Origin of the sequence: Neisseria sp. HMSC70E02, from assembly GCF_001838645.1 — a bacterium.
GTDB lineage: Bacteria > Pseudomonadota > Gammaproteobacteria > Burkholderiales > Neisseriaceae > Neisseria > Neisseria macacae.
In genome coordinates this window covers 57,473-73,480 of the sequence record NZ_KV838103.1, presented here as the reverse complement: position 1 = coordinate 73,480, position 16,008 = coordinate 57,473, and the positions used below count along the sequence as shown (strand labels likewise).

At 49.9% G+C, this 16,008-nt stretch carries 19 protein-coding genes; 5 read left to right on the top strand and 14 right to left on the bottom strand.

Annotated elements, in window-relative coordinates; genetic code table 11:
- Positions 1-46 precede the first annotated feature (46 nt).
- From HMPREF3277_RS14615 to recQ, 7 genes are all read right to left on the bottom strand, one after another.
- Positions 47-217: an anti-sigma factor family protein gene (locus HMPREF3277_RS14615; RefSeq protein ID WP_141765202.1), complete on the bottom strand. Its 171-nt coding sequence runs from the start codon at positions 215-217 to the stop codon at positions 47-49.
- Between the two features lie 18 nt (positions 218-235).
- A complete protein-coding gene (locus tag HMPREF3277_RS08800; protein ID WP_049222884.1) occupies positions 236-826 on the bottom strand; it encodes a sigma-70 family RNA polymerase sigma factor in 591 nt (196 codons plus the stop codon).
- A gap of 307 nt (positions 827-1,133) precedes the next feature.
- A complete protein-coding gene (locus HMPREF3277_RS08795; protein ID WP_070870856.1) occupies positions 1,134-1,835 on the bottom strand; it encodes an HvfC family RiPP maturation protein in 702 nt (233 codons plus the stop codon).
- Positions 1,825-2,667, bottom strand: coding sequence for an HvfB family MNIO-type RiPP peptide maturase (locus tag HMPREF3277_RS08790; RefSeq protein ID WP_070870854.1), 843 nt, complete (start codon positions 2,665-2,667; stop codon positions 1,825-1,827). The genes HMPREF3277_RS08795 and HMPREF3277_RS08790 overlap by 11 nt, the downstream gene beginning before the upstream one ends.
- Positions 2,668-2,774: 107 nt before the next feature.
- Positions 2,775-3,086: an HvfA family oxazolone/thioamide-modified RiPP metallophore gene (locus tag HMPREF3277_RS08785; protein WP_070870852.1), complete on the bottom strand. Its 312-nt coding sequence runs from the start codon at positions 3,084-3,086 to the stop codon at positions 2,775-2,777.
- 81 nt (positions 3,087-3,167) lie between these two features.
- Positions 3,168-3,623, bottom strand: coding sequence for an HvfX family Cu-binding RiPP maturation protein (locus HMPREF3277_RS08780; RefSeq protein WP_070870850.1), 456 nt, complete (start codon positions 3,621-3,623; stop codon positions 3,168-3,170).
- Positions 3,624-3,802: 179 nt separating this feature from the next.
- Complete coding sequence (recQ, locus tag HMPREF3277_RS08775; RefSeq protein WP_070870848.1) at positions 3,803-6,115, bottom strand: DNA helicase RecQ; 2,313 nt, start codon at positions 6,113-6,115, stop codon at positions 3,803-3,805.
- A 384-nt stretch (positions 6,116-6,499) separates the two neighbouring features.
- Between recQ and HMPREF3277_RS08770 the strand changes: the two genes are divergently transcribed.
- Complete coding sequence (locus HMPREF3277_RS08770; protein WP_003755842.1) at positions 6,500-6,946, top strand: surface-adhesin E family protein; 447 nt, start codon at positions 6,500-6,502, stop codon at positions 6,944-6,946.
- A 190-nt stretch (positions 6,947-7,136) separates the two neighbouring features.
- Here HMPREF3277_RS08770 and HMPREF3277_RS08765 read toward each other — a convergent pair whose 3' ends face one another.
- Together HMPREF3277_RS08765 and purD are read right to left on the bottom strand one after the other, a co-directional pair.
- On the bottom strand, positions 7,137-7,706 hold the full coding sequence (locus tag HMPREF3277_RS08765; protein ID WP_045072698.1) for an L-threonylcarbamoyladenylate synthase: 570 nt from the start codon (positions 7,704-7,706) through the stop codon (positions 7,137-7,139).
- 55 nt (positions 7,707-7,761) lie between these two features.
- Positions 7,762-9,033, bottom strand: coding sequence for a phosphoribosylamine--glycine ligase (gene purD / locus HMPREF3277_RS08760; RefSeq protein WP_070870846.1), 1,272 nt, complete (start codon positions 9,031-9,033; stop codon positions 7,762-7,764).
- A 158-nt stretch (positions 9,034-9,191) separates the two neighbouring features.
- On the opposite strand from purD, the gene HMPREF3277_RS08755 reads away from it, so the two are divergent.
- Positions 9,192-9,512 (top strand): DUF4298 domain-containing protein, encoded by a 321-nt coding sequence (locus HMPREF3277_RS08755; protein ID WP_070870844.1) that lies wholly within the window; start codon positions 9,192-9,194, stop codon positions 9,510-9,512.
- Positions 9,513-9,561: 49 nt separating this feature from the next.
- Here HMPREF3277_RS08755 and HMPREF3277_RS08750 read toward each other — a convergent pair whose 3' ends face one another.
- The 5 genes from HMPREF3277_RS08750 to HMPREF3277_RS08730 form a co-directional block, all read right to left on the bottom strand.
- Entirely contained in the window at positions 9,562-10,173 is a 612-nt protein-coding gene (locus tag HMPREF3277_RS08750; protein ID WP_070870843.1) for an IMPACT family protein, read from the bottom strand.
- A 62-nt stretch (positions 10,174-10,235) separates the two neighbouring features.
- Positions 10,236-11,171 carry an electron transfer flavoprotein subunit alpha/FixB family protein gene (locus tag HMPREF3277_RS08745; protein ID WP_070870842.1) on the bottom strand — a complete coding sequence of 312 codons (936 nt, stop codon included), beginning with the start codon at positions 11,169-11,171 and terminating at the stop codon, positions 10,236-10,238.
- 10 nt (positions 11,172-11,181) lie between these two features.
- Positions 11,182-11,931, bottom strand: a complete 750-nt coding sequence (locus HMPREF3277_RS08740; RefSeq protein ID WP_003779623.1) for an electron transfer flavoprotein subunit beta/FixA family protein — start codon at positions 11,929-11,931, stop codon at positions 11,182-11,184.
- A 214-nt stretch (positions 11,932-12,145) separates the two neighbouring features.
- The gene (gene waaC / locus HMPREF3277_RS08735) at positions 12,146-13,126 is read right to left on the bottom strand and encodes a lipopolysaccharide heptosyltransferase I (protein ID WP_070870840.1); all 981 of its coding nucleotides are present in this window, start codon (positions 13,124-13,126) and stop codon (positions 12,146-12,148) included.
- A 35-nt stretch (positions 13,127-13,161) separates the two neighbouring features.
- Complete coding sequence (locus tag HMPREF3277_RS08730; RefSeq protein WP_070870838.1) at positions 13,162-13,797, bottom strand: nicotinamidase; 636 nt, start codon at positions 13,795-13,797, stop codon at positions 13,162-13,164.
- Between the two features lie 114 nt (positions 13,798-13,911).
- Between HMPREF3277_RS08730 and tsaA the strand changes: the two genes are divergently transcribed.
- The 3 genes from tsaA (at position 13,912) to HMPREF3277_RS08715 (ending at position 15,924) form a co-directional block, all read left to right on the top strand.
- The gene (gene tsaA, locus HMPREF3277_RS08725; RefSeq protein WP_003755823.1) at positions 13,912-14,586 is read left to right on the top strand and encodes a tRNA (N6-threonylcarbamoyladenosine(37)-N6)-methyltransferase TrmO; all 675 of its coding nucleotides are present in this window, start codon (positions 13,912-13,914) and stop codon (positions 14,584-14,586) included.
- A gap of 366 nt (positions 14,587-14,952) precedes the next feature.
- Positions 14,953-15,483: an outer membrane protein assembly factor BamE gene (gene bamE, locus HMPREF3277_RS08720; protein ID WP_003755818.1), complete on the top strand. Its 531-nt coding sequence runs from the start codon at positions 14,953-14,955 to the stop codon at positions 15,481-15,483.
- 9 nt (positions 15,484-15,492) lie between these two features.
- Positions 15,493-15,924, top strand: coding sequence for a hypothetical protein (locus HMPREF3277_RS08715; RefSeq protein WP_003766469.1), 432 nt, complete (start codon positions 15,493-15,495; stop codon positions 15,922-15,924).
- Positions 15,925-16,008 lie beyond the last annotated feature (84 nt).

Below are 16,008 nucleotides of genomic sequence, written 5' to 3'. Positions count from 1 at the left end.
CCTTGTCCTGATTTAAATTTAATCCACTATACCTTATCCGCCAGCCTCAAAACATCTTTTTCATGGCTTTATGAATAAAGTCGAGTTGTTTTTTATATTCGCGGCAATGAGGGCATATCAACAGGTGGCTGCCCAGAAAAACGCGTTCGGGAACGGTCAGGCGGGTTTCGTCCTGTTTTTTGGAGAGCAGGTAGGCGGTTTTGCGGCATTTGTTCATCGTGTTTTCCTAACGGGCTTAACCGGCATGTTCTGCATTGCCGAACCATTTGATTTGCAGGCATTGACGCAGGGTTTCGCGGGCGCGGTGCATGATGGTGTGGTAGTTGGACATACTGATGCCGCATTGCTCGCGGATTTCGTCGGACGAGAAGCCGAGGATTTCCTTCATGGTAAACACGCGGGCGGTGTTTTCAGGCATTTGGTAGAGGCAGGTTTGCAAGATTTCACGAAACTCTTTGTTGTCCAACGTTTTTTCGGGCGAGGCCCAAGTTTGCGGATGTCCGTCCGCCGTCCAATGCCCGTCTGATGCAAACCGTTCTTCAAAGATTTCGTCCAACATTTCTTCCGCAGGCGTGGCGAATACTTCGCGCTGCCGTTTAATCTGGCGCAGGCAGTCGGTAATTTTGTTTTTCAGAATGGCAAACAACCAGCTGCCCACTTGTGCATCTCCTTTGAAACCTTCGGCAGCGCGGTAAGCGGAAAGCATGGTTTCCTGCACAAGGTCTTCCGCCAAATCGGGGCGGTCGGGCAACTGGATGCGGGCGAAACGCAGGAGCAGCTTGCGGGATTCGGCAAGCTCGGCGTCGGTCAATTCGGGTAGGGACATAATGTATCAGCATTGAATGAATTATGGCTGTGAACTTCTGATTTTACGCTGATACTGAGCATGTGTGTCATCAAATACATAAATGATTGACGTAGCTTTTTTGTTTCTCAGTAACCGGTTACGCGTTTTCAGACGACCTGCCAAGCCTTTTAGCGGGTCTTTACCCCCAATATAAAAAAGGTCGTCTGAAAACGGCAAAAGCCGGCGATATTTCGATTTCCTCCCCATCTTTGCCCTTTCCTTCGGGAAGGGGGATGCGATAGTGCCTTTATAAGAATTTCCTGCCCACTACGTCAATTCGATCATTTCAGACGACCTCGGCTGATGCGGCAACCAAAATACCTTGTTCCAGCCAATCCATCCATTTTTGCCTTAATGCGTCCTGCCAGCCGTTTTCAGACGACATGAACTCTGCCAGCATGGCTTGCAGTCCGTTCAGGGAGGTCGGCGTGTCTGCTAGCGTTTCCAGCAATAATGCGTCGAAATCGTCGAGGGTTTGGTACATCACGTCGTCTTCGCTGTCTCGCCACACCAAAACGGCGGTTTCCACCGCCTGCAATTCGTCGGTAACGTCGTAATGGTAGCGGCGCACAAAGGCGGTGGGAGAAAGGGTGTACGCCAAATCGTCTGAATCGGCGGACGAGGCTTGGCTGTTGGTTTGGGCGACTTCGGCGAGCAGTTGGGTGTGTTCGAAGTCCATCAGTGCCAAGAGGTCGTCTGAAAGCGGCAGGCTCTGGCAGTATTGGAGGAATTCGCCGGCGATTTCTTGGAAATAGGGGGTTTGGGCGCGCGCGTCTCGGATGAAGCCTTCTTTCAGACGACCCCATTCTCCGCTGTCGAGATATTGCGGCGTTTCGGTGTAACAGCGGTCAATGAAGCTGTGGATATTGTTGCGTATCAGGCGGATATAAACGTTCAGGCGCTCTTGCGGCAAGCCGTCGGCGGCTTCGCCCTCGCGTATGGCTTGGGCGAAACGGTGTTGGTATTGGGCGGAGGTTTCAGGCTGCACGGCGGTATTCCTTTCCGGCACGCGTTTGATATTCGGCGATTTTGGCGACTTCGGCTTCGAGTTCGGCAAAAGGCGGGAAATTGAAATCGCGTTCCAACAGGGTGGGCGGGATGGTCGGCAACTTGGTGTAGGCGAGTGCGAGCAAATCCCAAACGGTCGGCAAAACTGCGGCGCCGTGGGTATCAATCAACAGCTCGGGCGTTTCGACGTCGTGTCCGGCGATGTGGATGTAACACACGCGCTCTGCGTCAACGTTTTCCAAAAAGGCTTCGGGCGACAACAGGCCGTGGTTGACGGCGTTGACGTAGATATTGTTCACATCGAGATGAATGCCACAGTCGGCTTCGCGTGCAACGGCGTTGAGGAACTCAACTTCGTTCATTTCGGCAAGCGGGGAATGCAGGTAGTAGGAGGTATTTTCCACGGCGATGCGGCAGCCCAACCGGTCTTGCACTTCGCGGATACGCCGCGCGGTATGCCGCACCATTTCTTCGGTGAAGGGCAGCGGCAACAGGTCGTAGAGATGACCGCCGTCGTGGCAGTAGCTCAAATGGTCGGAGAAAAACGTGCAATCGTAGCGGCGCATCATTTCTTTGATTCCGTCTATCAAGGCGGTATCCAGCGGGGCTTGTCCACCCAGCGACATGGATAATCCGTGCAACGCCAATGGCAGCCGTTCCGCCACGCGGTCAAACTGTTTGCGCGCCCTGCCGCCCATTTTCAGCCAGTTTTCGGGGGCGGCTTCGATAAAGCGTATCGGGCTGTCGTCTGAAAGCAAGAGGAAGTCTTCCGCCAAGTCGCGGCGGTAGCCTAAGCCTGCGTGTTGAATCATGATGTTGCTCCGTTTTGGATGGTGTTCCGACGGTTTTGGTACGAAATTGCTGTCAAAATCAGATAAAAAGCCGCATTTATCAATAAAATGCGGCTTTTTGTTCTAAATTATTTAGAACCACATTTGCCTTCGCCGCATTTGCCTTCAACTGCTTTAGCTTTGGCTTTTGCTGCTTTGGCGTTTTTAGTGGGGGCTTTTTTCACGGTTGAACCGCATTTACCCTCGCCACATTTGCCTTCGCCTGCTTTAGGAGCAGCAGCACCGCATGAACCTTCAGCAGCCTTAGCCGCACCGCAAGAGCCTTGGGCAGATTTTTGAACGCCTGCTTTGCTGCTTACCGGTTTGTCAGCGGCTACAACGCCGGCAGCCAAAGACAAAGACAAAGCACCTGCAAGGGCAGCGGCTACACTTTTTTTCATATTGATTTCCTTTTTAAAGTATCAAGTTAAACAGATTAAGAATTTGAGTTGGCGCGTTTAAAGTCCGCTCCCCGACCTTTTTCATTGATTTCCGACGCGGCATTTCGGGCAAAAACGTTTTTTCAACAGCGCATCCAGCGATAAACAGCCCGCGCCTTGAAGCAGAATCGGGATTAAAACCACGATATAAATCAAAGCCATTTTATAGCCGTTGTCGCAGACATTATAACCCGCACCCACATGGACTGCCGCCCACGCCACTGCCGTTACAATGATCAACCCTAAGGCGGACAGGCGGGTTGCCAATCCTAAAAGCAGCAAAACCGGAAAAACCAGCTCCGCCCACATCGCTAAGTTCCAATTTACGCTGTCGGGCAGCAGATAAAACGGAAAGGGGAATTGGTCGTTGATTTCGGCAAACCAGTTTTCGCCGTTCCATTTCTGCATGCCTGATTCCCAAAATTCGTAAGCGGCAAAAAGGCGCAAAACCAATAAACCTAAAGCTGATTGCCACGAGGCTGTCGTATTCATTTTCATGATAACCGTTTCATAAAATCATTTCATGCCCGATTAGACGCGGTAGTCTGAAAATGCTTACAAGCGAATTGAAAAAATTTTGTTTGTTATTGTTTTATAATGATATTAATATTCAGAAGGTCGTCTGAAAACCTTTATACAGGGTTTTCAGACGACCTTTTTCTGTGTCTTTTTAACGGTCAATCCGCCGTGCAGATTTCTATGATTTCTTCGCCGTATTGCTCCAACCATTCCCCGCTCACGCCCTCTATTTTGGAAAGCGCCGTCAAGGTTTGCGGCCGGGCTTTGGCGATGGCGCGTAAAGTCTGTTTTTTGGCGACGGCGTGCATCTCTCCGCCTTCATATCGGGCGGTATCGAGACACCATTGGAACAGGCGGCGGGCAAGCAGGCGTTCCGCCTGTTTCGGCTCGGAAAGCCCGTCTGCGTAGGGGCGGCAGATGTCGAGTATTGCCTGCCCGTATTGGGCAATTCTTTCGCTGCCTATGCCGTAGATACCGAGCAGGTCGGCTTTTTCGGCAGGCGTGAAGACGACAAGGTCGGTCAGGCTGATGTTGGAAAGGACTTTGCCCAAGGCACATTGTTCGGCGGCTGCCTGCTCGGCACGCCAGGTTTCCAGCTTTTTCTGTAATTGCTGGTCGCGCTCGGTTTGGGGGGTGAATAGGGGTTCTTCGTTGCCCGTTTGCCCGCTTTGGTTTTCGGCTGCGTTCTTGCAGACATTGAGAATATCGATGCCGAATTTGTTGATTTTCGCCTCACCCAAACCGTAGATTTGATGCAAATCTTCCAGCGTTTGCGGCATTTTTTCGACGATGTCGCGCAGGGTTTTGTCGCCGCAGACGACATAGGCGGGGACTTCTTCGGCATGGGCGCGCTGCTGCCGCCAATGCCGCAATGCCTGCCATAGGCGTTCTTCGCGTTCGGTACGCAGCCAGTTGTCTTTGGGCTTTTGAGTGGCGGCTTTTTCGCGGCGCAGCGGGCGCAACATGACTTCGGTTTCGCCTTTAAGGACTTTTTTTGCGGCTTCGGTCAGTTGCAATGCCTGATATTGGGCGATGTTGACGGTGAGGTAGCCGAGGCTGATGCATTGGCGGATAACGCTGCGCCATTCTTTGTCGGTTTGCCCGCTGCCGATGCCGAAGGTGGAGAGTTTGTCGTGGCCGTTGCGCCGTATCCAGTCGTCGCTTTTACCGCGCAGCAGGTTGGTGATATAGCCGGCGGCAAAGCGTTGTCCGGCGCGATACACGCAACTGAGAAGCTTTTGTACGAGGACGGTGCCGTCGAAGCGTACGGGCGGATGCAGGCAGTTGTCGCAATGGCCGCAAGGGGCGGATTCTTCACCGAAATGTTTGAGCAGCAAGACGCGGCGGCAGGCGGCGGTTTCGCAGACGGACAGCATGGCATCGAGCTTCTGCATTTCGATTTGTTTCTGCACTTCGTCGCTGTTGCCTTCGGCGATACGTTCGCGCAGCAATACCCAGTCGTTCAGCCCGTAACACAGCCAACTCACGGCAGGCAGCCCGTCCCGCCCGGCGCGACCGGATTCTTGGTAGAAATGTTCGACGCTTTGAGGCATATCGAGATGGGCGACGAAGCGCACGTCCGGTTTGTCTATGCCCATACCGAAGGCAACGGTGGCGACAACGATGATGTTATCTTCGCGGGTAAAACGGCGTTGGTTTGCCTCGCGCACTTCCATGCTCAAGCCGGCATGGTAGGGAATCGCATCCAATCCGTTTTCGCAGAGGAATTGGGCGATGTCTTCGACTTTTTTGCGGCTTAGGCAATAGACGATGCCGCTTTGCCCTTCCATTTCTTTGCGGATGAAGTCAAGAAGCTGCTTTTTGCCGTTGTTTTTTTCGATAACCTGATAATAGATATTCGGGCGGTCAAAGCTGGAGATGAATTCGGGTGCGTCTTCGAGATGGAGGAAATGTTTGATGTCGGCGCGGGTCGCTGCATCGGCAGTCGCAGTCAGAGCAATGCGCGGCACTTGTGGATAGCGTTCGGCAAGCAGCCCTAATTGCTGGTATTCGGGGCGGAAATCGTGCCCCCATTGGCTGACGCAATGCGCTTCGTCTATGGCGAAAAGGCTGATGGTTTGCTGATCGAGAAAACGCAGGAAACGGTCGGTAACGAGCCGCTCCGGTGCGACGTAGAGCAGTTTCAGACGACCTTGGGCGAGTTTGTCCGCCACCTCGCGGGCTTCTTCCACCGTTGTACTGCTGTTGACCGCTGCTGCTTCTATGCCTGCGGCGTGCAGGCTCGCCACTTGGTCATTCATCAGGGCGATCAGCGGCGAAACGACGATGGCGACGCCTTCACGCATCAGTGCGGGAATTTGGTAACACAACGACTTGCCCCCGCCCGTCGGCATCAATACCAGCAGGCTTCCGCCGCCTGCCAATGTATTGACGACAGCCTCCTGCTTGCCGCGAAATTCGGGATAGCCGAATACTTCGTGCAAAATCTGTTGGGCGGAAGGCTGGGGCATGATGGTTCCGTAGGGAGGGAAAAGCGTTATTTTAGCGGTTTTAGACACTGCCTGCATGGGGGATATTTGAGTTATCCACATGAGGTCGTCTGAAAACGGATTATGCTTGGTTGGGTATCGCAGATTGATTTTTGATTGAGACAAGATGGCGGAACTACCGACAATAGGGATATGGGAAACTGATTCACTCAATGCGTTACCGTTCTCTTTAATCTCAGGCAAAGCGGCGGCATACTGGTTTCCAGTCGATCGACTAGAAAACCTGTTTTCAGACGACCTTTTCATTTTTTGGCGGTTTTAAGACTTTGCAAAGCCGATTTACTGCCCCGCCGTCTTCGCGCATAATACGGCAGTCTAATAATCTATCCTAAGCAACCGAAACTTATGAACATCAAACACTTTTCCCTTATTTCGACTTTATCGGCAGCCCTGCTCCTGAGTGCCTGTCAAACGACTACGACCACAAGTGGCGGCGTCAGCGGCAACTGGGACAACATCGGCACGATTTCCGACGGCAATATCAAAGTGGCGATTGATAAAAACAGCATCAAGAAAAACGGTACTTTGGTTACTTTCCGCGATAGAAAAACCGTATCAAAGATGAAAGAAGAACGTTTCGTCAACACGCCTGCCTACAAAACTGCCATTGGCGACTGGGAAATCCATTGCACCAACAAAACCTACCGCCTGACCGCTTTACAGCTCCTCGACGAACACGGCAAAGAAATTTCCAAACACAGCTACACCGCGACAAATATCCGCCCGATGAGCGTGATGAACGGTACGATTACCGAAAAACAATTCGAAGCCGTATGCGGCAGCAAGCTCTAATACTCAACTTATCTACATACTTATCCACAAGATAATCAAATCAAAAGGTCGTCTGAAAACCATGAATATGGGGATTCAGACGACCTTTTTGGTTTTTTTGAGAAAGTTATATTCAGGATTATCCACATTTTCTCAAATGAACGGTTTATCAGTTCAAAGCATAATTCCACTCATCCTATCCATCCGATTTCTAACGCAAACGAACGCCTGTTTCCCCATCAATAATCTGACTCGGCGACCTTTGTTTGCCGATTAAACCGCCAACTACCCATACATCCCTTCCAAACTGCCTTCTCACTTCCCGCTCCGTCTTACACGCGCGTTTGCCTGCGCGATTGCACGAAGTTGAGACCAAAGGCGTTTTCAAAGCCTGACACAAGCGGCGCGCACCTGCATGGGCAGGAACCCTGACCGCCAGTTTGCTGCGTCTTTTTCCGCGCAATGCGGGCAAAACGTCAGCAGCCGCAGGAAGCAGAAAAGTTTTGGGCGCAGGCCATTCGTTTCTGAGCATGGTTTGAATGTTTTCAGACGACCTTTTAAGTAGGGGCTGTAATTGCTCCAATTGGTTGCCAATGACAATCATACCTTTATGTTGCGGTCTTTTTTTCAGATGAATCAGTCGGTTGAGCGCTTTGGGCAAGGTCGGGATACAGCCTATGCCGTAGCAGGACTCGGTAGGATAGGCGACCAAGCCGCCTTTTTTAAGATGGGATTGCAGCTTGCGAAGCGTCGAAGCTGAAAGGATTCTGGGGAATAGCATGATAGGGAAGGTCGTCTGAAACGCAATCATGTTTTCAGACGACCTGTTTCTTTGATTAACGGTTGATTGCTTTATCGGCAATGTCTTTACGGTATTGCATGCCGTCGAAGCTGATTTTTTCCAATGCGCTATACGCCTTGGCTTTGGCTTGCGCCACATCGTCGCCCAATCCTACGACACACAATACGCGGCCACCGTTGGTCAATACGTCACCTTTCTCGTTTGCCGTTGTGCCTGCATGGAAAACTTTGCCGATTTGATTGGCAGCATCCAGACCGGAAATAACATCGCCTTTTTTAGGCGTTTCGGGGTAATTTTGCGCCGCCAGCACTACGCCTACGGCAGTTTGCGGGTTCCATTCCGCGGTTACGCCATCGAGTTTGCCGTCTATTGCCGCTTCAACCAAATCCGACAAGTCGCTGTTCAGACGACTCATAATCGGCTGGGTTTCGGGATCGCCAAAACGGCAATTAAACTCAATCGTATAGGGTGCGCCGCTTTGATCAATCATCAAACCTGCGTACAGGAAGCCGGTGAACTCATGCCCTTGCGCTTTCATACCCGCTACGGTCGGCAAAATAATCTCGTTCATCGCGCGCTCGTACACGGCAGGCGTTACCACAGGCGCGGGACTGTACGCGCCCATACCGCCCGTATTCGGGCCTTTGTCGCCGTCTAAAAGACGCTTGTGGTCTTGGCTGGTCGCCATAGGCAATACATGATTGCCATCGACCATGACGATAAAGCTCGCTTCTTCACCTTGCAGGAAATCTTCAATTACAACACGCGCGCCCGCATTACCCATTTTGTTGCCCAGCAGCATATCGTCAATCGCAGCATGCGCTTCATCCAAAGTCATCGCCACAATCACGCCTTTACCTGCCGCCAAACCATCGGCTTTGATGACGATGGGCGCACCTTTCTGATTGACGTAATCATGTGCAGCATCGGCATTTTCAAAGGTTTGATATTGCGCGGTCGGAATGTTGTATTTCGCCATAAATGCTTTGGCGAAATCTTTAGAACTTTCCAACTGCGCCGCATATTGTGTCGGACCAAATATTTTCAGCCCTGCGGCACGGAAATCATCCACAATACCCGCCGCCAAAGGCGCTTCAGGGCCGACGACGGTAAAAGCAATATTTTCTTTACGGCAGAATTCAATCAAATCCTGATGCGCAGTCAAGGCGATGTTTTGCAACTTGGGTTCAATCGCCGTACCGGCATTACCGGGCGCAACAAATACTGTTTCCACTTTGGGCGACTGCGCCAATTTCCAAGCCAATGCGTGTTCGCGACCGCCATTACCGATAACCAGCAGTTTCATGCCATCTCCTTGACAAATATGTACTTTTAACGAAAACTCGACACAAGGGGACTTTTGTCCCGTTTGAAGAAATTTTGGTGGAATCAAACAAAGACCACTTCATTCCACTCTGCAACCTATTCAACTTATCCACAAAATTAAAAAAAGGACAAACAACCATGCAAAAACGTATTGATGAAATCCAAAGCAAATACCGCGAATGGTGTCATCTACTACCGCAATTGGAAGAAGACATCCGGCGTTGGAAACATGCCGTCGCTTTGATTCGCGATATGGACAATTTTTATACCCATGAGTATCAGGCGTGCCATCAAGCCATTGAGGACGGGGCAGAACTGGATTTGAGTACGGAAGGCGAATACAGCATTATGAGTGAAGATGCGTTATGGAACGCGCTGGGCGAATTCCATCAATTGGCATGGCTATATTTGCGCTCCAGCATCGATGCCTTAGACAGATACACACAAGAAGATTTATGAGAGAAGAGGTCGTCTGAAATACCATCACAAAGCATTTCAGACGACCTTTTCATTCAAAAGGCTTTTCTGTATTTACTTCAATTTGCCGTGTATTCTTCCAAGCCGCAACACAGGCCTCATAATTTGCCAACGACAAACTTACCGTCAATCGGCAATCCAACTGTAAATCCTGCTCCAATATATCCGCCTGATATTGTTTGGCAATGCGTATCGCTTCATTCAAAAACGGATATTCACATTTCAGCCAAACGGTTTTTTCAATATTCTTTTCAACTACTTCCGCAACTGCCAATGCTTGAGCCGTTGCCTCTTTATACGCATGTATCAGACCGGGAACACCTAATAAAGTACCGCCGAAATAGCGGACGACCACAACCAAAACATCGGTTACGCCCACCGAATCAATCTGCCCTAAAATCGGCCGACCCGCGCTTCCTGACGGTTCTCCATCATCGTTGGCACGGAATTGCGTACCATCCACACCCAGACGATAGGCATAGCACCAATGCCGCGCTTTATGATGTTCTTCCTTTAACGGATCGAGATATTTTTTCACATCAGCCAACGTCCGAATCGGATAGACAAATGCAATAAAACGGCTGCCTTTATCTTTAAACTCAGCCTGCGTCGGGGAAGTAATGGTTTTATAAGTCGTAATCATGCTGAAATGTTTTCAGACGACCTCATTAACAACAAGGTCGTCTGAACGTTTCACGTGAAACATCAATTTTTCAATACTTCTGTTAATTGCGGGACGATTTCAAATAAATCGCCAACCAATCCGTAATCGGCCACATTGAAAATCGGCGCATCGGCATCTTTGTTGATTGCGACAATGACTTTGCTGTCTTGCATACCGGCAACGTGTTGAATCGCACCTGAAATACCGATTGCAAAATAGAGTTGCGGCGCAACCACTTTACCGGTTTGTCCGACTTGCACGTCATTCGGCGCATATTCGGCATCAACTGCCGCACGGGATGCACCGATTGCCGCACCTAAAACATCCGCCAACGGTGTCAGCACTTCATTGAATTTTTCCGCACTACCCAACGCACGGCCACCGGAGACAATGACTTTTGCCTGAGTCAGCTCAGGACGATCGGAATGGGAAAGCTGACGATTCACAAAACGGCTCAGGTTTTGAGCAGGGGTCGCTTCAACATTAACCGCCTCAGCATGACCACCTTGCGCCGAAGCTGCGTCAAAAGCTGTTGCACGGAAGGTAAGCACCAATTTTTCTGAATCGGCTTGCACGGTTTTAAATGCATTACCCGCATAAATGGGGCGCACAAAAGTCGTGTTATCCACAATCTCAGCCAAATCAGAAATTTGCGGTACGTCTAATAAGGCTGCCACGCGGGGCAGAAGGTTTTTACCGAATGTGGTTGCCGTTGCTGCAACATAGCGGTAATCCGCTGCCAATTTGACAACCAGCGGAGCCAGTTCTTCAGCCAAACCTTCGGCATAATGGGCAGCATCCGCAACCAAAACTTTTTCCACACCCGCTACTTGTTTCGCGGATTCCACTACGGCAGATGCGCCGTTTCCGGCAACCAATAAATCGACTTTGCCCAGTTTGGCAGCAGCGGTAACGGCATGCAAAGTGGCAGGATTCAACTGTTTGTTGTCGTGTTCAGCAATAATCAATATGCTCATTTCAGTCTCCTCAAATCACTTTGGCTTCGTTTTTCAATTTTTCAACCAATTCGGCAACGCTTGCTACTTTTACGCCTGCCTGACGTGCTTTAGGCTCGGCAAATTTCACCGTTTTCAAACGAGGTGAAATATCCGCAACCAAATCAGCAGGAGCCAGTTTTTCCAAAGGTTTTTTCTTTGCTGCCATAATATTGGGAAGTTTGACAAAGCGCGGCTCGTTCAAACGCAAATCCGCGCTGATAACAGCAGGCAGTTTCAATGCTAGGGTTTCTTCGCCGCCATCAATTTCGCGCACAATCTGCACTTCGTCACCTTCAATTTGTACTTTGGACGCGAACGTACCTTGCGCCGCATTCAGCAAAGCAGCCAGCATTTGCGCCACTTGGTTGGCATCATCATCAATCGCTTGTTTGCCCAAAAAGAAAATTTGTGGATTTTCTTTGTCCGCAACGGCTTTCAGCAGCTTGGCAACGGCCAGCGGCTCCAATTTAGTATCGGTTTCAACATGAATTGCACGGTCGGCACCCATCGCCAAAGCTGTACGCAACGTTTCTTCGCATTTCTTTTCGCCCAAAGAAACCGCTACGATTTCGCTTACTTTTCCGGCTTCTTTCAAACGGACGGCTTCTTCCACAGCGATTTCGTCAAACGGGTTCATCGACATTTTGACATTGCCGATATCCACATCCGAACCATCGGCTTTTACACGAACTTTGACGTTGTAGTCCACTACGCGCTTTACTGCGACCAGTGCTTTCATTGAATTCTCCTAAAAAGAACGCTGCTTTCACCATCCAGCGAAACCAAACCTTCTTCTCTATAAAATCAAATCCGTTTTCCTTAAAAACGAATTCATTCAGAAATCTTTCAGATAATGATTGCCGATTATACCATTTTTAAAGCATTTACTCAGGCTGAAGGATATACATTCCTACACTCAACAAACTGGAAAATGCCATGCCGCTATATCAGTTTCAGACGACCTTTGAGCCTTCATCAGCAGCCACACAATCCATCAACGTTTGATAAACCAAATCCGCAGTCGGAATCTGCCCGATATTGCCCAAATTTTTTGCAACAGCCGAAACTTGAACGCCCGTTTTAATCGGATCGGTATCGGTATAAATACCGACCACAGGTTTTTCCAAAGCATTTGCCAAATGCAGCAAACCGGTATCCACACCGATAATTCCGACCGCGTGTTTCAGCAGATACGCCGCCTGCAATAAATTCATTTTGTCGCACACAATGGCAAATGGCAGTCCGTCTGCAATTTGTTCGGCACGCGTTTTTTCAGTTTCATTTCCCCACGGCAGGTAAACATTGCATTGTTGTTCTTCATTCAGCTTTTGCAGCAAGGCCCGCCAGTTTTCCACAGGCCATAACTTACTGTCCCGGCTGGTCGCGTGCAAAGCCGCATAATACGGCTGCTCTAAATTTTTCAGACGACCTGCTTCGGGAACGGTCAAGCCGAATACCTGCGTTTCCGGCATTGCATATCTAAATACTTGGGCGAACAGCTCGCGGTTGCGCCAAACGGCATTTTTCCCTTTTGGTACAGCGTATGTTTTCGCATACGCCAACGCAGCCAACCCCTCGCGCGCGCTGTTTTTATCTAAACCATAAATAGGGGATTTTGCCATTTTGGCGAAACACGCACTTTTAATCAGACCTTGACTGTCCAACACAAAATCAAATGCTTCCTGCCGCAAGACCTGTTTCAGACGACCTATTTCTCGCCAAGTTTCAGCCTGAAAGAGGTGTTTGCGCCATTGCCGCCATTTCATCACATGGATTTTTTTTACGAACGGATGCAGGCGCGCAATATCCGAAAATCCGGCTTCACACAACCAATGCAGTTCCACATCAGGGCATTGTCGCGCCAAATCTTCGATTGCGGGCAAAGTGTGAATTAAATCGCCCATACTGGACAAGCGGACAAGCAAAATTTTCATATTTAGGAAGGGGTTTCACGTGAAACAATTTTAACTTATTGATTATTAATATATTTTTTAATTTCTTCAGCGTTTTTTAAAATCATTGCACCGGCAGAATGCATTTCCTGCCATGCCGTTTCGATGGTATCCGGCGCAATGCCCCGACAAGCCGCTTCATTGACGATAACCTGCCAATTGCCGCCTTTTAGCAACTGCAAAACCGTTGTTTTCACACAATAATCCGTAGCCAACCCACCGACAATGACCGTATCCGTATTTTGACAACGCAGCCATTCAATCAGCCCTGTGCTCAGTTTTTCCTCAATATCATGAAAACACGCGCCGTAAGGATGCAATTCAGGATCAACGCCTTTCCAAACGCAATAATCGTATTCCTTGGCAGAAGGCAGTCCGTCCAACAATTCGTAGCCGCGCGTACCGACCATCGCATGAGCCACCCAAGTCAAATCCGCATCGGGCAAACCTGTCGGCTTTAACATATCAACAGGGTTATCCACAAGCCATTTTGCTGCCGCATGATGCGCATCTTTCGTCATCACGCGCAAATCCGCCAAAGCGGCTTGGGCATTCAACTCTTCGACAATCAAATGCCCCTCGTTTACAGGCAGCTCTTTAGGACACAAAGGCGTAAAAGTTTTTTGTGCATCAACATCAATAGAAACAATCATCTCATCATTTCAAAGCGATTAAAATGCCCTGTATTATAACAAATTACTGTCCGAAAGCGGTAAAACCGGCTGTGATAAGATAACGTTTTTCCAAAAAACTTGTCCACAATCCTCATGACTTACACCATCGTCCCCATCGCCACCGCCCGCTCGCCCTACAAACAGAAATTCGGCGTCGCCCGTCAGCCCGGATTGGTTCCCGCCGCAGAAGTCTGTATCGAGCTGAATCCCGAATTTACCGCAGACAGCGTACGCGGATTGGAACACTTCGATTATGTGTGGATAAGTTTTATCTTTCACGGCGTACTGGATGAAGGCTGGGCACAAATGGTGCGCCCGCCACGGCTCGGCGGCAAACAAAAAATGGGCGTATTCGCCACGCGCAGCCCCCACCGTCCCAATCACCTCGGACTGTCGCTCTTAAAACTCGAACGCATCGAAACCGGCAAACCCGTCCGCCTCTATTGTAGCGGCGCAGACCTGCTGGACGGCACACCAATTGTCGACATCAAACCCTACATCCCCTTTGTCGAATCCAAACCCAATGCCTCATCCGGCTTCGTCAGCGGCAAACCCGAAGAGCTTGAAGTCGTATGGCTGGAAAACATCGGCGCAGAAAATTTATCTGCCAGCACCCAAAACCTGATCAGCCAAAGCATAGCCCAAGACCCGCGCCCCGCCTATCAGAATATTCCCGAACGGATTTACGTCATGAATATTGCGGATTATGAAGTCAGGTTTCAAATCGAGGAAAACCGCGCGACGGTTATTGGGATAAGCCTTGTTTAAATTTTTAGTGTCCGCTCCCATTCAAAAAGGTCGTCTGAAAACCGAATTACACGGCGAAATATGGTTTTCAGACGACCTCTTCAAAAAATTGGCATAAAACTTGCATGAAATTCAACCAAGAAATTTACGTTTCACCCAAAATTTGATTAAACATCAAAAGAAACAACCAGTAACGCGATTTTACCCGTGCCAAACACACGCTTGCCTGAAGACGATATACCATTGCTCTCATTTATGTCCGTATGAAATTGTTACAAAGTGACAATAAATGTCATCAGAATGAAAACGGCGGCGCACGGATAACATCGAATCTTGACCATGCAACGGCGGCCTGATTGAAATTGCCGCAACAAAAAAGGATTAACCATGAAAACGTCCCGCATCGCCAAAACCGCCCTTTACCTCGCTGCCGCAGCCGTATTGTCCGCCTGCGCCGGCAAAAGCCACGTTAAAGCCGACGGAACGACGGACAACCCCGTCTTTCCGAAACCCTACTCCGTAACCTTCAACAAAAACCAAGGCACATTCCCTACAGCCGATGAACTCGAACAGATGAAACCGGGTCTGAGCAAAGATGACATCTACAAAATCCTCGGTCGTCCGCACTACGATGAAGGTATGTTCGGCGTGCGCGAATGGAACTATCTCTTCCACTTCCGCACCCCCGGCGTTCCCGCCAATCCCGATATCGGCTCCAACGTAGAAGGCATTACCACCTGCCAATACAAAGTCTTGTTCGACAAACACAAATACGCCCGCAGCTTCCATTGGAAAGCCGTCTTCCCGGAAGATGCCGTCTGCCCGCCCGTACAAGAAGTTGCCCCACAACCCGCGCCCGAACCTCAAATCATCATCCGCGAGGTTGCGCCCGAAACACCCCACCGCATCCGCAGATAATAGGAAACCATGTTGAAAAGAATCATCCTCGGCGTATCGCTGCTGGCAGGGCTGAACAGCTTTGCAGCAGCCGATGCCGCCAAAGAATACATGCAACGCAAAAAAGTCATCGTCAACACCGCCAAAGCCGAGCTGTGCTTTGCCGACGATGGCCAGTGCCACCCCGTACTCATCGGTAAAACCACGCCAAAAGGCAAATTCGACATGCAGTTGATGAAGACTTCCAAACCCGGCTACGGCGGCGAAGTCATCGGCTTCAAGCAGGAAAAAGACTTCCTCTTCGCCCTGCACCGTGTTTGGACGCTCAAACCTTCCGAACACCGCATGAAACGCATCGCCTCTGATGTCGTCTCCGACCGCATCATGACCAACGGTTGTATCAACGTAACCGACAAAGTGTACGACAAGCTGCGCAATTACTTCGTTTTGGAAGTGATTTGACGGGCTACTCCGCATAACAAGGATGCAGAAAGGTCGTCTGAAAATCTGAAATGGTTTTCAGACGACCTTTTTATAGTGGATTAA

Excerpts from the sequence above, each read along its gene's own strand:
- HMPREF3277_RS08765 (WP_045072698.1), bottom strand. The coding sequence starts at position 7,706 with ATGCTATTCCCCAGAATCCTTTCAGCTTCGACGCTTCGCAAGCTGCAA.
- HMPREF3277_RS08790 (WP_070870854.1), bottom strand. The coding sequence starts at position 2,667 with ATGATTCAACACGCAGGCTTAGGCTACCGCCGCGACTTGGCGGAAGAC.
- HMPREF3277_RS08785 (WP_070870852.1), bottom strand. The coding sequence starts at position 3,086 with ATGAAAAAAAGTGTAGCCGCTGCCCTTGCAGGTGCTTTGTCTTTGTCT.
- purD (WP_070870846.1), bottom strand. The coding sequence starts at position 9,033 with ATGAAACTGCTGGTTATCGGTAATGGCGGTCGCGAACACGCATTGGCT.
- HMPREF3277_RS08770 (WP_003755842.1), top strand. The coding sequence starts at position 6,500 with ATGAACATCAAACACTTTTCCCTTATTTCGACTTTATCGGCAGCCCTG.
- HMPREF3277_RS08715 (WP_003766469.1), top strand. The coding sequence starts at position 15,493 with ATGTTGAAAAGAATCATCCTCGGCGTATCGCTGCTGGCAGGGCTGAAC.
- recQ (WP_070870848.1), bottom strand. The coding sequence starts at position 6,115 with ATGCCCCAGCCTTCCGCCCAACAGATTTTGCACGAAGTATTCGGCTAT.
- HMPREF3277_RS08745 (WP_070870842.1), bottom strand. The coding sequence starts at position 11,171 with ATGAGCATATTGATTATTGCTGAACACGACAACAAACAGTTGAATCCT.
- bamE (WP_003755818.1), top strand. The coding sequence starts at position 14,953 with ATGAAAACGTCCCGCATCGCCAAAACCGCCCTTTACCTCGCTGCCGCA.
- HMPREF3277_RS08755 (WP_070870844.1), top strand. The coding sequence starts at position 9,192 with ATGCAAAAACGTATTGATGAAATCCAAAGCAAATACCGCGAATGGTGT.
- HMPREF3277_RS08750 (WP_070870843.1), bottom strand. The coding sequence starts at position 10,173 with ATGATTACGACTTATAAAACCATTACTTCCCCGACGCAGGCTGAGTTT.
- HMPREF3277_RS08800 (WP_049222884.1), bottom strand. The coding sequence starts at position 826 with ATGTCCCTACCCGAATTGACCGACGCCGAGCTTGCCGAATCCCGCAAG.
- HMPREF3277_RS08740 (WP_003779623.1), bottom strand. The coding sequence starts at position 11,931 with ATGAAAGCACTGGTCGCAGTAAAGCGCGTAGTGGACTACAACGTCAAA.
- HMPREF3277_RS08730 (WP_070870838.1), bottom strand. The coding sequence starts at position 13,797 with ATGATTGTTTCTATTGATGTTGATGCACAAAAAACTTTTACGCCTTTG.
- HMPREF3277_RS14615 (WP_141765202.1), bottom strand. The coding sequence starts at position 217 with ATGAACAAATGCCGCAAAACCGCCTACCTGCTCTCCAAAAAACAGGAC.
- waaC (WP_070870840.1), bottom strand. The coding sequence starts at position 13,126 with ATGAAAATTTTGCTTGTCCGCTTGTCCAGTATGGGCGATTTAATTCAC.
- tsaA (WP_003755823.1), top strand. The coding sequence starts at position 13,912 with ATGACTTACACCATCGTCCCCATCGCCACCGCCCGCTCGCCCTACAAA.
- HMPREF3277_RS08780 (WP_070870850.1), bottom strand. The coding sequence starts at position 3,623 with ATGAAAATGAATACGACAGCCTCGTGGCAATCAGCTTTAGGTTTATTG.